Source organism: Hyphococcus sp., assembly GCF_041986965.1.
Lineage (GTDB): Bacteria > Pseudomonadota > Alphaproteobacteria > Caulobacterales > Parvularculaceae > Hyphococcus.
The window spans coordinates 378,489-393,546 of record NZ_JBHIXB010000002.1; the positions used below are offsets into that span (position 1 = coordinate 378,489).

Annotated in this window: 13 protein-coding genes; 8 read left to right on the plus strand and 5 right to left on the minus strand. The window is 59.7% G+C overall.

From position 1 onward, the window contains the following. Positions 1 to 57 precede the first annotated feature (57 nt). The gene (locus ACFC5L_RS10845; RefSeq protein ID WP_375202923.1) at positions 58 to 2,649 is read right to left on the minus strand and encodes a hybrid sensor histidine kinase/response regulator; all 2,592 of its coding nucleotides are present in this window, start codon (positions 2,647 to 2,649) and stop codon (positions 58 to 60) included. Between the two features lie 345 nt (positions 2,650 to 2,994). On the opposite strand from ACFC5L_RS10845, the gene ACFC5L_RS10850 reads away from it, so the two are divergent. From ACFC5L_RS10850 to ACFC5L_RS10870, 5 genes are all read left to right on the plus strand, one after another. Beyond that, on the plus strand, positions 2,995 to 3,651 hold the full coding sequence (locus ACFC5L_RS10850; RefSeq protein WP_375202922.1) for a 50S ribosomal protein L25/general stress protein Ctc: 657 nt from the start codon (positions 2,995 to 2,997) through the stop codon (positions 3,649 to 3,651). 55 nt (positions 3,652 to 3,706) lie between these two features. Next, positions 3,707 to 4,414, plus strand: coding sequence for an aminoacyl-tRNA hydrolase (pth, locus tag ACFC5L_RS10855; RefSeq protein WP_375202921.1), 708 nt, complete (start codon positions 3,707 to 3,709; stop codon positions 4,412 to 4,414). 67 nt (positions 4,415 to 4,481) lie between these two features. After that, the gene (locus ACFC5L_RS10860; protein ID WP_375202920.1) at positions 4,482 to 5,771 is read left to right on the plus strand and encodes a cation:proton antiporter; all 1,290 of its coding nucleotides are present in this window, start codon (positions 4,482 to 4,484) and stop codon (positions 5,769 to 5,771) included. Positions 5,772 to 5,853: 82 nt separating this feature from the next. Continuing rightward, positions 5,854 to 6,951 carry a redox-regulated ATPase YchF gene (ychF, locus tag ACFC5L_RS10865; protein WP_375202919.1) on the plus strand — a complete coding sequence of 366 codons (1,098 nt, stop codon included), beginning with the start codon at positions 5,854 to 5,856 and terminating at the stop codon, positions 6,949 to 6,951. Between the two features lie 85 nt (positions 6,952 to 7,036). Next, positions 7,037 to 7,765, plus strand: a complete 729-nt coding sequence (locus ACFC5L_RS10870; protein WP_375202918.1) for a hypothetical protein — start codon at positions 7,037 to 7,039, stop codon at positions 7,763 to 7,765. Here ACFC5L_RS10870 and ACFC5L_RS10875 read toward each other — a convergent pair. Then, entirely contained in the window at positions 7,755 to 8,636 is an 882-nt protein-coding gene (locus ACFC5L_RS10875; protein WP_375202917.1) for an S-methyl-5'-thioadenosine phosphorylase, read from the minus strand. The two genes, ACFC5L_RS10870 and ACFC5L_RS10875, sit on opposite strands and share 11 nt — an antisense overlap. Before the next feature lie 80 nt (positions 8,637 to 8,716). On the opposite strand from ACFC5L_RS10875, the gene ACFC5L_RS10880 reads away from it, so the two are divergent. Then, positions 8,717 to 10,492: a hypothetical protein gene (locus tag ACFC5L_RS10880; RefSeq protein ID WP_375202916.1), complete on the plus strand. Its 1,776-nt coding sequence runs from the start codon at positions 8,717 to 8,719 to the stop codon at positions 10,490 to 10,492. A gap of 51 nt (positions 10,493 to 10,543) precedes the next feature. On the opposite strand, the gene ACFC5L_RS10885 is transcribed toward ACFC5L_RS10880, so the two are convergent. The 3 genes from ACFC5L_RS10885 to petA are packed head-to-tail and all read right to left on the minus strand — an operon-like array spanning position 10,544 to position 13,383. Further along, a complete protein-coding gene (locus tag ACFC5L_RS10885; protein WP_375202915.1) occupies positions 10,544 to 11,455 on the minus strand; it encodes a cytochrome c1 in 912 nt (303 codons plus the stop codon). A 24-nt stretch (positions 11,456 to 11,479) separates the two neighbouring features. Further along, positions 11,480 to 12,772 carry a cytochrome b gene (locus tag ACFC5L_RS10890; protein WP_375202914.1) on the minus strand — a complete coding sequence of 431 codons (1,293 nt, stop codon included), beginning with the start codon at positions 12,770 to 12,772 and terminating at the stop codon, positions 11,480 to 11,482. 14 nt (positions 12,773 to 12,786) lie between these two features. Further along, positions 12,787 to 13,383: a ubiquinol-cytochrome c reductase iron-sulfur subunit gene (gene petA / locus ACFC5L_RS10895; protein WP_375202913.1), complete on the minus strand. Its 597-nt coding sequence runs from the start codon at positions 13,381 to 13,383 to the stop codon at positions 12,787 to 12,789. Between the two features lie 155 nt (positions 13,384 to 13,538). On the opposite strand from petA, the gene ACFC5L_RS10900 reads away from it, so the two are divergent. Further along, on the plus strand, positions 13,539 to 13,997 hold the full coding sequence (locus ACFC5L_RS10900) for a tRNA (cytidine(34)-2'-O)-methyltransferase (protein WP_375202912.1): 459 nt from the start codon (positions 13,539 to 13,541) through the stop codon (positions 13,995 to 13,997). Between the two features lie 70 nt (positions 13,998 to 14,067). Further along, entirely contained in the window at positions 14,068 to 14,934 is an 867-nt protein-coding gene (gene hemF, locus ACFC5L_RS10905) for an oxygen-dependent coproporphyrinogen oxidase (RefSeq protein WP_375202911.1), read from the plus strand. Positions 14,935 to 15,058 lie beyond the last annotated feature (124 nt).

Consider the following 15,058-nt stretch of genomic DNA (forward strand, 5'->3'; position numbering starts at 1 on the left):
AGACAACAAGAGTCAAGAGGCGGGAACGCCCACTTGCGCTATTCACATCAGGAAAAGTCAGCCGTCATTGGCGGCAAGCTGAGGACCGGCGCCGAGCCACTTTTCAAGAGCGGCCGTCACCACGTCTTTTTTCATGGGCTTGGTCATGAAATCATCCATGCCGGCGGCGAGGCAGCGCCGCCGGTCATCCTCAAGTACATGCGCCGTGGTGGCGATGACGGGACAACGGGAAAGCCCCGCGGTCGTTTCATGCTCGCGAATGGCCATCGTCGCCTGAAGGCCATCCATGACGGGCATGGAGATATCCATCAAAACGAGCGCAGGCGTTTCGGCCTTATACCGCTTCACCGCTTCAGCGCCGTTTTCCGCAACAGCAATGTCGAACTGATCTTCATCGATAAATTGCGTCAGCACCATGCGATTGACGGGATTATCCTCAACAATGAGGAGCTTCGTCTTCTCGGCGCCGGAAGAAGCTGCACTTAGGGCGGGCGTTTCGTCCCTGGCGTCTGGCGCAGCCGTCTGCCGCAACAGTTTCGGCGCCTCAGCGGTCAGCGACTGTGCAAGCGCGTCCATCAACTGCGAAGGACGCACGGGTTTGGAAAGATAGGCGTCAACACGAACATTCGCCGCAGCGGCCACAGCAGGCGCATTGTCCACCGACGACAGAATGAGGACAGGGATGGCGCCGAATTTCGGATCGGCCTGGATGCGCGCGGCCAGTTCGGCCCCGTTTTCGCCCGGCATTTGGAAGTCGAGCACGAGGGCGTGATAAGGGTCTCCGTCGCTCACAGATCGTTCAAGAGCAGCCATGGCGCGGACAGGATCGCCCACCACCGTCGAGCGAAAGCCCCAGCCGTCAAAAAGCTCCTGCAGAATGCGCCGGTTGACCGCATTGTCGTCGACTGCAAGCAGCCGCACGCCGGTGAACGCAGACGACGCCGTTTCCGGCATGGAGCGGATGGAGTCATCTACCGGCACGGTCAGCGCCACCTGGAATTGCGACCCCTTGCCCACCTGGCTTTTCGCGGTGATCGTCCCGCCCATCACTTCGATGATATTCTTGCAAATCGCGAGACCAAGCCCTGTGCCGCCGAATTTGCGCGTATGCGATGCGTCCGCCTGTTCAAACTTTTCGAACATGCGCGGGATCATGTCTTCGGGAATGCCCACGCCCGTATCGCTGACATTAATAACGAGATGGATATCGGACCCGCTTCGCTGGCCTGTAAGTTCGATCAATACATAGCCATGTTCGGTGAACTTGACCGCGTTGCCGATAAGATTGCCGAGCACCTGACGCAGACGCGATTCATCGGCGATGACGCCTTCAGGAAGGTCCGGCGCATAGCGAACGATAAGCTCGATGTCCTTGTCGAGCGCCGGCGCCTGCATCATCATGGCGACTTCATTGACAGTCTGGCGCAGGTTGAAGGACTGCGCGGAAAGCCGGAACTTTCCGGCCTCCAGCTTGGAAAAGTCGAGCACGTCGTTGATCACGGTCATCAACGCATTGCCCGAAGAAACAATGATGCCGGCCAGTTCTCGCTGCCGCTTGTCGAGATTGGTGTTCATCAGGACTTCGGCCATACCGAGAACGCCGTTCATGGGCGTGCGGATTTCGTGGCTCATGGACGCCAGAAACTCCGACTTCGCCACATTGGCGGCGTCGGCGGCGATACGCGCATTCATCAGTGGGCGGACCAGCATGCGATGGATGACGAAGCCAAGCACCAGCACCAGCAAGATCGCGGCCGACAACGTCGCGATGATCGCCGACTCACGAAACTCGGACAGGCTGTGAAACGCGGCCGTCTTGTCCACGGAAAGGCCCAGATACCAGTCGACCGCAGTTAAAGAGGGAATGCGGTGAAAGATGACAATCTTCGGCGTCTCAAGCTCATCGAGATACTGCACCTCATTTGAGATGACCGGACGCTGACCGGGGTAAGCGGCCCCGATATCCTGCGATACGAGGGCGCGGTCAGGATGGGCGAGAATTTTGCCGTCCCCGCTCACCAGAAAAGCGTGCCCGAGCCCACCCATGTCGGTTTGCGAGAGAATTTCGCTTAACGAGTCCGTGGAGAAATCGGCGCCGACAACCCCCAGAAGTTCGCCGTCGCGATAAACCGGCCCCGCGACGGTGATGGTTTCCACCTTGGTCGTAATGTCGAAATAAGGTTCGGTGAGCGTCGTCTCGCCGGCCAGCATCGCGGCGGCGTACCACGGGCGGGTGCGCGGATCGTAGTCCGCAGGCAGCGTGTCGTCGGGCGGCCAGATGTGATAGACGCCGTTCGCCTCGCCGAAATAGGTCCAGATAAAGGTCTTTTCATAGACCGGCTTGTGCACGATGTGCGTGGCGTCCTCGCCGTCGAACCTGTCCGCAATCGACTGCGCCATCCCCTCGGCCAGCGTGATTCGCTGGTTCAGCCAGTTATCGGCGCCCCAAGCGGTCGTGGCGCCGCTGGTCTGGAGATGTTTCTCTAGCTCCTGACGCCGGAACTGGCCCTCTGAGAGGTGGTGATAGAAGGAAAAAACACAGAAGACGAAAATGACGGCGAAAGCGCCCGCAGCCAGCGCAGCGCCCATGAGCCGGGCGCCTGACGGTGCGTCCCGCCGGTCCGTTGCACCCTTCCCTGTCGCTGTCATATCGCCCCATAAACTGACTGGTGTAGCGTCAGCCTAGCGGTCCAGGGTTAACGCCAGTTTGCCGCATGGCCGCAATCGCCGGGAAAAACCGTTTAGGACGCCTCGTCCATGACGGCGGCCGGTCCTGGCCTCCCTGGACTTCCGCGCTGGGAGGCGGCACTTGACGGCGGCGCTGGACGGCTGGCGGAGGAGCCCAAAAAATGGGCCAAAAGGCGGGATTTCACGGCTTGCAGTCCGCCAGCCTTTCCACTATAGACCGCCGCTCAATCAGGAATTCCCCGCCGCCCCGGGAGCCGAACAAGGCTCGCCGCCGCGGCGGTTTTTGCGCGAAGGACGCCTAAACCGATGGCACAGACCGACGTTTTTTACTGTGAACCCCGCAAAAAGACAGGCACGGGCGGCGCCCGCGCTGCGCGGCGCGAAGGCTGGATCCCGGCCGTCCTTTATGGCGGCGGCGCAGACCCGGTGGCGGTGAGCCTTAAATCCAACGAAGTGAACAAGGCTTACCTCAACGGCCGCCTGCTCGCGCATCTGGCGAAAATCGACGTGCCCGGCGAAGACGGTCAACAGCCGGTTATCGCCCGCGACGTTCAGGTGCATCCGGTCAAGGGCCACCCGGTGCATGTGGATCTGATGCGCGTTGACGAGAAAACCCGCATCAACGTCGACGTTTCGGTGCGCTTCATCAATGAAGAACAATCGCCGGGCCTTAAAAAAGGCGGCGTGCTCAACGTTGTTCGTCACGCAGTGGAAGTTTACGCGCCGGCGACCGCAATCCCGGAAGTGTTTGAAATTGACGTCACCGGCCTTGATGTGGGCGATGGCATTCACGCCTCCACAATCTCGCTGCCTGCGGGCGTGACCTTCGTGATCACCGACCGCGACTTCACCATCGCAACCATCGCCGCTCCGTCGGCGCTGCGTTCGTCTGATGACGAAGGCGAAGACGCGACGGAAGGCGAAGAGGGCGAAGAGAAGGAAGAAGAAGCGAAAGAAGACTAATCTTCTTTGCTTTTTCTTTGCGCTTTTCCGGCCCCGGCAGATAACGGAGCGCGTCATGCTGCTTCTCGTAGGGCTCGGCAATCCCGGCGGCAAATATGCGCGTCACCGGCATAATGTCGGCTTCATGGCGGTTGACGCCATTGGCGATGCAAACGGCTTCGGCCCGGCGCGGACCAAGTTTCAGGGTGAACTTCGCGACGGTTCGCTGGGCGGCGAAAAGGCGCTGATCCTCAAACCCCAGACTTATATGAACGACTCCGGTCGCTCTGTGGGCGAGGCCCTGCGCTTTTACAAACTCGATCCCGCCGATGTGATCGTCTTTTATGACGAGCTTGACCTCGCGCCGGGAAAGCTCCGCATGAAGACTGGCGGCGGCGCGGCGGGTCATAACGGCATCCGCTCCATCGATTCCCATATCGGCAACGATTTCAGGCGGGTTCGAATCGGCATCGGTCATCCGGGCGACAAATCCCGGGTCACAAACCATGTGCTCGGTGATTTCGCCAAAGCCGATCAGAACTGGCTGGAGCCCCTGCTCGACACTATCGCAAGTGAAGCGTCTTATCTGGCGGACCCGGACAACAACCGCTTCCAGACCGCTGTCGCGCAAAAGCTCGCTCCGCCACGAAAGCCAGCGCCCACTACCAAAGAAAAGCTGGCCGCCGCCCCTCAAGCGACGACAGCAGATGAGCCGCCCGCCAAACCCGCCCCTAAGAACCCCTTTTCCGCGCTTGGCGATCTCCTGAAGGGCGACAAGTCCTAAAAGCTGATTTGATCCGGATCATTCCTGCCCGAACGATTGAGGTTCAGGATGCCCCCGGGAGGCCGGGATGGTCGAGCTTGAGCATCTGGCGCTGATCTGGACCGGCGTCTTCATCGCCGTCTATTTCGCGCGCAAGACCCGCATGACGCCGGTGCTGTTCTATCTTGCCGTTGGCGCTGTCTATGTGAATACGGGCCTGTTGCCGCAAGAAAGCGACGACTTCATTCGCGGCTTCGCCGAGATCGGCATCATCCTTATCATGTTCGCCCTCGGCTTTGAGGAGAACACATCAGCGTTTCTCAAGAGCGTGAAACGAAGCTGGGGCATCGCCTTTTTCGGCGCCGTCGCACCTTTCGCCGCCGCCTTCGCCGTCATTCAATATTTCTGGCAGGACCTCAATGTCGCGCTCATTTCAGGTCTCGCCATGACCGCGACCGCCGTCTCGCTCACCATGGTCTCCCTGAAAAGCGAGGGGCTGCAAAAATCCGCCGCGGCGACCGGCATCATGACCTCCGCCGTTCTCGACGACATCGCCTCGCTGGCGCTCGTCGCGATCATGGTGCCCATCGCCGCCGGCGATGCAGCGCCGTCTCTCACCGCCATTTTATGGATTGTCGGGAAGGCGGCGCTCTTTTTCGGCCTGATCGCCATTCTCGGCGCCTGGGTCTTGCCCCATGAAACAGCCGGCAAACTCATCCGCAAGCTTAAATTCCTGCAGGGTTGGGGCGTCCGTAATATCTTTACCTTTGACGATGGACGTCATGCGGTGCTGGCCGCCCTCACCCTTGCCCTTTTGATCGGCCTTGCGGCGCATGCTTTCGGGTTTCACCCGGCGGTCGGCGCCTATATGGCCGGGCTCATCCTGAAAGAAGATTTCTTTCACATCATCCCGGATCAGAGTCAGGCCGCCTACGCCAATGTTCACAAGATCGTTGAGAACGTAGCTTTCTCCTGGATCGGACCGGTGTTCTTTGTGGAGCTTGGCACAAAGATCGTCTTCAACCCCGAGCTTCTCCTCTCCGTCATTCCGCAGACAGCCATCCTCGTCGTGGCGCTGTTCACCGCCCAGGTCCTCTCCGCCGCCATCGCCGCGCGCTACACCGGCGCCTTTCCCTGGCCCGACAGCGTCATGATCGGCTTCGGGATGCTCGGACGCGCGGAGCTCTGTTTCGTCGTTCTCGACATCGCTTTCGTGCAGGAGAAAATCATCACCGAAGACGTTTTCTACACGCTGATGCTGACCGCCTTCTGGCTTAATGTCGCGGTGCCGGTAACCATTGCGCTCTGGAAGCACTATTATTCAGGCGAGAAAACCTTCGGCTTTCTGGCCCCGCCGCGGAGCGCCTCTTCCCCCTGACCGCCGCGTCCGCAGGCCGGTTTACGCCCCCCTGATTCTGGGCTAGGCCCTTCTCAAAACAGGCCAGACTTAAAGGCGATCCATGGGTTTCAAATGCGGTATTGTCGGCTTGCCCAATGTGGGCAAGTCAACGCTCTTCAACGCGCTGACAAAGACAGCGGCGGCGCAGGCGGCGAATTACCCGTTCTGCACCATCGAGCCCAATGTCGGCGATGTGGCCGTGCCAGAACCGCGCCTGAAACAACTGGCCGAGGTCGCCGGCTCGAAAGAGATCATCCCGGCGCGCATGCAGTTTGTCGATATCGCCGGCCTCGTTAAAGGCGCGAGCCAGGGCGAAGGTCTTGGCAATCAGTTTCTCGCCAATATCCGCGAAGTCGACGCCGTAGTTTATGTCCTGCGCTGTTTCGACGACGATGACGTCACCCATGTGGCGAACAAGATCGATCCGATTGCGGACTTTGAAACAGTTGAAACCGAGCTGATGCTCGCCGACCTCGAAAGTCTCGAAAAGCGCCGCCTCAATCTTGAGAAGAAAGCCAAGGGCCAGGACAAGGAAGCCAAGGCGCTGATCGTCCTTGTCGACAAAGCGCTCGAAGAATTGCGCGAAGGCCGCCCGGCCCGCAACGCCGACATCGCAGAGGATGACAAGAAGGCCTGGGCGGGCCTGCAATTGCTGACCTCAAAGCCCGTTCTTTTTGTCGCCAATGTCGATGAAGACAGCGCCGCGACCGGCAACGCCTATTCGAAACATGTTGAGGAATGCGCGCAAAAAGAAGGCGCCGCCGCCGTCGTGATTTCCGCAAAAATCGAATCCGAGCTGGCTCAACTATCCGATGAAGAACAGGCGGAATATCTCGACACGATCGGGCTTTCCGAGCCGGGCCTCAACCGTCTCATCAGCACCGGTTTCGATCTCCTCGGTCTCCAGACCTATTTCACCGCCGGCCCCAAGGAAGCGCGCGCCTGGACCGTCAAGCGCGGCGCCACGGCGCCGCAGGCCGCCGGCGTCATCCACACCGATTTCGAGAAAGGCTTTATCCGGGCCGAAACGATCGCCTTTGACGATTATATCGCGCTCAAAGGCGAACAGGGCGCAAAAGAGGCCGGCAAAATGCGCCTTGAAGGCAAGGAATATATCGTCAAGGACGGCGATGTGATGCATTTCCGGTTCAACACCTAGAGCCGGACAGGCGCGAGACCTGTTAATACTCCGTTCACGGTCTTTTTTACCCATGGTTAAGCCGCATCAACTACAGTTGCGGCCCATGACAGTTGTTCAGACAATCGACCGCCGTCAGGCGCAGCGCTTCCAGGCGGATTTCAACATCCGCTTTTCCATCAATGGCGGCGCGGAGATTGTGAGCAACACGCTCAATTTCACATCGCGCAGCCTCGCCATCCGCAGCGACGTCCTCGCCCAGAAAGGCGATCGGATCGCCATTCATTTCGCGGGACTTCCAGCCATCGAAGGCGAGATCATACGCGTCTTTCCGGAAGGCTTCGCCGTCTTGCTCGGCCAGGAATCGCTGGCGCTGATGGCTCATTCCCACCCGGACTGCACTGAGAGCGCGTTCCACGCCGCCGGAGCCGCCGGCCCTGTGGAGACCGTGACAAGCCCCTTCATCCGCACCGCCTCTGACGTGCCGTCCCGCGCGCTCATCTCATCCGGCGTCGGCTATCAACCTGGCTATAATCGTCACTTCCTGTCGATCATCACGCCCGAAGCCGAAGCGCTGGAAAATATCTCCACGATCTGGATCAGCGCCGACGGCGTGCGCTGGACCGCCAACGCCCTCAAATTCGAGCGCCGCAACAATCGCGGCATTGCGGTGATGAGCCTCAATGACTGGCAAGCCTTTATGGGCGCGGCCTATGGCCTCAAAATCAGCGTCATGACCGAAGACCGTCATGAATGGACGCTCGAAATCGGCGCCGAGCCAATCGCGGAGCATCTTGAGGCGCTCTCGCCGATGAAAATGGCCGTCAACGCTTAAGAAAGCGTCCCGCAACAGCATCCAGCTTTTTCATAACTTCAGGGTCGCGCGCCTCGGGCGGCGTGATTACCGCCATGTCGAGCGCAGTTTCAACCCCAAGCGGCGACGGCGTCCGCGTCGGCCCTAAACGCGGCGCGAGATCAGCGATCAGACGCGCGGCATTCGCCGTGTTCTGCTTCAGCGTCTCAAGGATCAGGCCCACTTCCACCGGTCCGTCATGCTCACGCCAGCAATCATAGTCCGTCACCATGGCGACGCTAGCGTAAGGCAGCTCCGCCTCGCGCGCGAGCTTGGCCTCCGGCATGTTTGTCATGCCGATCACATCGCACCCCCAGGAGCGATAGAGATGCGACTCCGCCCGCGATGAAAATTGCGGGCCATCGATGCAGATATAGGTTCCACCCTTTTTGTGCGGAACGCCGATCGCCTTACAGGACGCATCGAGGGCGTCCGCCAGCGCCGGACAAACCGGGTCCGCCATGGAGACATGGGCGACGAAGCCGGGGCCGAAAAAGCTTTTCTCCCGGCCGCTTGTGCGGTCAATGAACTGATCGACAATGACGAATGTTCCGGGCGCCAGCTCATCGCGAAACGATCCGCAGGCGGACACCGAGATCAGATCAGTGACGCCGGCGCGTTTCATGGCGTCGATATTGGCGCGGTAATTGACATGGGAGGGCGGCAGCTTGTGCCCTGCGCCATGGCGCGCCAGAAAAACAACATCGACGCCGCCCAGCTTCCCCTTCACCAGCGCATCGGACGGCGCGCCCCAGGGCGTTTCGATCTCAAGCCGATCAGCGCCTTCGAGCGCATCCATGGAATAGACGCCCGATCCGCCAATAAATCCGAGAACGCGTTTGTGAGTTGTCATTCGATCGCCGCCCAGTGAAGATCAGAGCCAAAGACATCGCATAGCACTGAACGAGGAACGGTCAAGCGAGGCGCTGACGAATGGGAGTTTCACTTTTTCTGGCGCTAAGTCTGGGGGCTATGGCTTCGCCCGCGTTGGAGACAGTCCGAACTGGGTATCCCGAATATGGGCTCGCCGAGGGACCTGATGGCGTCTATGTCAGCCGATCCACAGGGGCGTGGGGCAAAAGCGAGCGGGAAGAAATCTGGGTTTACCCGCCGGGAGACGGCAAACCGCGCCGCCCGGCATGGGCGCTAGCTGACGCCAGTGAGTCAGACTTCTTTTTCGATCAGGCGTCAGCAACGGGTTATTTTGTTTCTGACCGCGGCGGAAACGCAGATATCTGGCGCATCGATTGGCGCGATAGTGCATGGACCACAGCCGAGCGTTTGCCCGCACCGGTGAATTCTGACGGTGCAGAATACAGCCCCGTCATCAGGAAAGATAACGAACTGTGTTTTGCTTCGGTGCGCTATGGCGGCAAAGGACAGGGCGATCTCTATTGCGCCAGACAAGAAGGCGATGCGGATTGGCATGTAGAACCGTTGACTGAATTGAATACGCCGACGGGAGAATGGAATCTCGGCTTCTCCGCAGACGGCGACACCGTCATCTTCGAAGCGTCGGGCCGGGCCACAAACAAAAGTCTACCCGGCGACCTTTATCTCAGCAAACATTCTGACGACGGATGGTCAGCGCCAGTCCCCCTCTCCCGGCTCAACGCAGGCGGCAGCGAACTCATGGCGCGGTTTCTGAACGACGGCTCGCTGAGTTACACGTCGTCCAATGACGGGGACGCCGATATCAAACGAGCTGCCGACACTGATCTTCAGGTTTTGCAGCCTTCCCTGGCGGCTATCGCCCGATCTTCAGGCGACCTGGTGCTGCTGAACCCGCAAACGCTGGCGGTGAATGAGCGCATCCATGTGGGTGCCGGTCCACATGACATCGCTTCAAGCGCCGATGGGCGCATAGCCGTCGTTCCCTTGCTGGGCGTATTTCCGGCGCCGCACGACGACCCGATAGATCCCGACCGGCTTCGCTGGAAAACCGTAAAAAGCGACGGCTACGCAGTTATTGATCTCATTACAGGCGAAATGACGCGACATGAACTAGAGAACTGTCCGCGCCCGCATGGCGCGGCGATCGCCGCGCAGGGGCAAAGAGCCTGGATCACTTGCGAAACACGCGGCGAGATCAGGGAACTGGACCCGGCGACCGGCGACATTCTGCGCACGTTCCACCCCGGGAAAGGCGTCCATAAAGTCATGCTGCTGGAAGGTTTGGGACTCTTGGCCGCAACAAATCCGGACTCCGGTGAAGCCTATCTTATCGACCTCAAGACCGGCGATATTGACAGCTTCAAAACCGGACGCGGCGCCGAAGGACTTGCGGCCTCTTCCGATGAAAGCACTATCTGGGTCGCCAACAGCTTCGACAAGACGCTTTGTTCCATTGACGTCGCAACGAAAGAAATTGTCCGCTGCATGTCTACCGGCGGTGCTTTTCCCATTGCTCTGGCGGTCGATGATGACAACCAGAAAATCTGGGTGCTGCGCAACGCCTCATCCGACCTGATTTCGCTCTCGACTCAATCAGGAGCCACCCTTGATGATATAACGCTGCCGTCCAGACCGTTAGGGCTGGCCTTCGACAAAAGGCATGGCCGGATTTATGTCACGTTGCCCCGGCGTAATGAGGTCCTCCGGATTGATGCGCAGACAGGCGAAACAGACGCAATCAAAGCCGGAGTAATGGAAGGCGACGATCTGGACCTAATCCCCGCAGCCGCCTTTGATTCATCCTCGGATACATAAAAAAACCCGGGCTACCTCGCCCGGGTTTTTGTTCACGTACGCTGTGGCGTTCTAATGCTGGTCCGCCCAGACCTTGCGATAGGACCAGTAGAGAATGCCGGCGAGGATGACGAGATAGATAATCGTCATAACGCCGAGCGCCTTGCGCGCTTCCATCTTCGGCTCCGCGGCCCACATCAGGAATTCGGTGACGTCCTTGGCGTATTGCTCCACCGTTTGCGGGCTGCCGTCGCCATATTCGATGATGCCGTCAGCAAGCGGCGGCGCCATGGCGAGCACGCCGCCCGGCGGCACGGAAACGCCTTCGACCGGATGGCCGTCATGCATGTATTCCGGCTTCATGACCTGCGCCATGTCGCCCGGGAAGTAAGGATTGTAATACTGGCCCGCCGCCATCTCGACGGTCGAGGGCGCATCTTCATAGCCGGTCAGCAGGCTGTAGATATAGTCAGGTCCGCCGCTGCGCGCCTTGGTGATCAATGACAGATCCGGCGGCAACGCATTGTTGTTGGCGAGGCGGGCAAGCTGTTCATTGGCGTAAGGCCCCGGAATGTGGTCCGAAGGCACTGCCGCGCGCTGGAACATGTCGCCGCTGTCATCGGGACCATCGGTGACCTGATATTTATACTTGTCCGCAAGCGCCTTTACGACCGGATTGTCGTTCGGGTTCGAGCAATCGATGTTGTCGCCAAAACCTTCCGGACATCTGTCGAGATAGAAAGGCCCGCCCTTCTGACCGAGATTGCGGAACGCCACCAGATCCAGGCTGTGACAGTTCGAGCAGACCGTTTCATAGACCTGATAGCCGCGCTGAAGCGCATTCTGGTCGAACTTCCCGAACGGGCCTGAGAAGTGCCAGTGCTGGTGTTCGGGATGTTTCTCACTGCCGCCGGCGGCGAGCGCCGCACCGGAGCCAGCGGCGGCGGCAACAAGCGCAACCATCATAGTGCGGGTGATCGTCATGATATTCATCTCTTTGAACGTCCCCTATTCCGCAGCCGCCGGCGCGCCGGGCGCTGCGGACGTTTCAAGTTTCGGCGCCTTGTGCAACACGGCCTCGGAAATCGAGCGCGGCAGCGGCTTCGGTGTCTCCAGAATGCCGAGCAATGGCAGGATGATGAGGAAGAAGGCGAAGTAGTACGCCGTCGCGATCTGCGCCCACATCACATAGACGCCTTCCGCCGGTTTGCCGCCAAGGAAGCCAAGCGCGAGACAGGCGATGACAAACAGTACAAACCAAAGCTTCGCGATCGGGCGATAGCGCATGGAGCGCACCTTAGAGGTGTCGAGCCATGGCAGCACGAACAGGATCAGGATCGACGAGAACATCGTGATCACCCCGCCAAGCTTCGCCGGGATCGGCCCGATATCGAAGGTGATGGCGCGCAACATCGCGTAGAACGGCAGGAAGTACCATTCGGGCACGATATGCGCCGGCGTCGAAAGCGGGTTCGCCTCGATATAGTTGTCGGCGTGACCAAGGCTGTTCGGGTTAAAGAACACGAAAGCCGCAAACAGGATCAGGAACACCACAATCGCGAAGCCGTCCTTCACCGTGTAGTAAGGGTGGAACGGCACGGCGTCTTTCTTGACGTCCTTGATTTCAACGCCAGAAGGATTGTTGTTGCCTGACGTGTGGAACGCCCAGATGTGCAGCGCCACAACGCCGAAGATCGCAAACGGCAAGAGATAGTGCAGCGAGAAGAAGCGGTTCAGCGTCGGATTATCGACCGAGAAGCCGCCCCAGAGCAGTGTGCGGATCGATTCGCCGACGAGCGGGATCGCCGAGAACAGGTTGGTGATCACCGTCGCGCCCCAATAGGACATCTGCCCCCAGGGAAGCACGTAGCCCATGAACGCCGTCGCCATCATCAGGAGGAAGATCACAACGCCCAGCATCCAGACGACCTCGCGCGGCTCCTTGTAAGAGCCGTAATAAAGCCCCCGGAACATATGGATAAAGACAGCGAGGAAGAACATCGACGCGCCATTGGCGTGCACATAGCGAAGCAGCCAGCCATAGTTCACGTCGCGCATGATGTGTTCGACACTGGCGAACGCCATGTCCACATGCGGCGTGTAGTGCATGGCGAGCACGATGCCGGTGATGATCTGGATGACGAGACAGACGGCGAGAATGGCGCCGAAGGTCCACCAGTAATTGAGATTTTTCGGCGTCGGAAAATCCATGAAATCGACGCCAAAGCGAACGATCGGCAGGCGCTTGTCCAGCCATTTCTCGATGCCGGTCGACGGCTTGTAGTTGGAAACGTGGCTCATTGTTTCTCGCTCTCCTAGCCGATCTTGACGACAGTATCGGTCACAAACTGGTAAGGCGGCACGGGAAGATTTTCCGGCGCCGGACCTTTGCGAATGCGGCCCGCGATGTCGTAATGCGATCCGTGGCAAGGACAGAACCAGCCATTGTAATCGCCGCGGTTCTCACCGGCGCTGGTGCCGAGCGGGATACAACCGAGATGGGTGCACACGCCCACAAGGATCAGCCATTCCGGACGGGCGACGCCATCGGATGCGGTGACGCGGGCGTCATCGGTTGCTTCAGGCGCGCCGGACAAATTGTCGTTTCGGGCGACATCGTCCTTCAGGGACGACAGAGGCGTTTCTTCAGCTTCGGTGATCTCAGCCGCCGTGCGATGACGAATGAAGACCGGCTTGCCCTGCCACATCACCTTGATGGCCTGACCGACTGGCACCGACGAAAGATCGACTTCCTTGGTCGACAGCGCCAGCACCGAGGCGTCGGGATTCATCTGATGCACCAGCGGCCACAGGACCGCGCCAGCACCGGCGGCCGCCGTGGCCGCGCCAAAAATATGGATAAAGTCGCGGCGGGTCGGTTCGCCGTCTTCGCTCACGTCGGATGTCGTCATGTCCGTCTCACGCCCTTGGAAATGTGTGCCCCGGAAGGAAAGAATCGCGGGGGTGTTTGACATGTCCTATGTACAAAGTCTAGGCGACGAGGCGCTGCGGCCTAGCGTCGCTATGAGCCAGCCACAGCGCCGGAATTTCTTGGAAAAACAGCTTCATGCGCCTTGCCCTTTACCAGCCGGATATTCCCCAGAATGTGGGCGCGGCGATTCGCGCCGCAGCCTGTTTCGGCGCCGGGATGGACGTGATTGAGCCCTGCGGTTTTCCGCTTGATTCGCGCGAGGTCCGGCGGGTGGCGATGGATTACGGGACCGAGGCGGCGGCCCCGCGGGCGCATTCGGGCTGGACGGCGTTTCTGGAGAGCGTCGGGACCGGCCGGCTCGTCCTCCTCACCACCAAGGCGGACGAGACCATCTGGGATTTCGATTTCCGCCCCGATGACATCATTCTCATGGGCCGGGAAAGCGCCGGCGCCCCGGACGAGGTCCATGACCGGGCGGACGCGCGGCTCAAAATCCCCCTCGCCCCCGGGGCGCGCTCTCTTAATGTGACGGTCGCGGCGGCGGTGGCCCTCGCTGAAGCCCGGCGGCAGGTGGGATGGTCTGACGCGGGTTAAGTTGATCCGGCGCAATGAAACCGGCCTCAACTCCGGCGATGCGGCGCAAGTGTTTTTAGTGGAGCTTCCAATGTCCGATTTCGAAGAAAAAAAACAAACCGCCAAAGCCTGGTTTGAATCCTTACGCGATCAGATTTGCGCCTCTTATGAGCGCCTGGAGCGCGAGGCCGGCGATCTTTACGCGGATATGGAACCGGGCAAGTTCGAGATCACGCCATGGGAGCGCGGCCCCAACCAAGGCGGCGGGCAAATGGGCATACTGAAAGGCCGCGTCTTCGAAAAAGCGGGCGTCCACGTCTCCACCGTCCATGGAGAATTTTCAGAAGAATTCCGCAAACAAATACCCGGCGCCGAAGAGGACCCGCGATTCTGGGCTTCAGGGATTTCGCTGATTGCGCATACCCGCAATCCCCACGCGCCCGCCGCGCATATGAACACGCGCATGATCGTGACCACGAAATGGTGGTTCGGCGGCGGAGGGGACTTGAACCCGATGCACCCCGCCTATCGCGACGAGGGTCATGAAGACGCGCAAGCGTTCCACGCCGCCTATAAAGCCGCCTGCGACGCTCACGATGCGGAATATTTTCCGAAATATAAAAAATGGTGCGATGAATATTTCTACCTGCCACACCGGAACGAACCGCGCGGCGTCGGCGGCATTTTTTATGACCGGCATAATTCAGGCGACTGGGACAAGGATTTCGCCTTCACCCAGGATGTGGGCAAGGCGTTCCGCGACATCTATCCGGCGCTTGTCGCCAAACGCATGGACCAGCCCTGGACCGATGACGACCGCGAAAAGCAACTGATCCAGCGCGGGCGCTACGCCGAGTTCAACCTGTTATATGATCGCGGCACGACCTTTGGCCTCAAGACCGGCGGAAATGTGGATTCCATCCTCTCTTCCCTGCCGCCGGAAGCCAAATGGCCATAAGGACCTTTCCGCCGTCATCCCGTGCGCGACGCAGCACTTAGTGATGCGTCGCTGACACGGGATCTCCTTTCTCACGAGATCCCGCTCTGCGCAGCAGCATTGCATGCCGCAGCGCGTCCGGGAT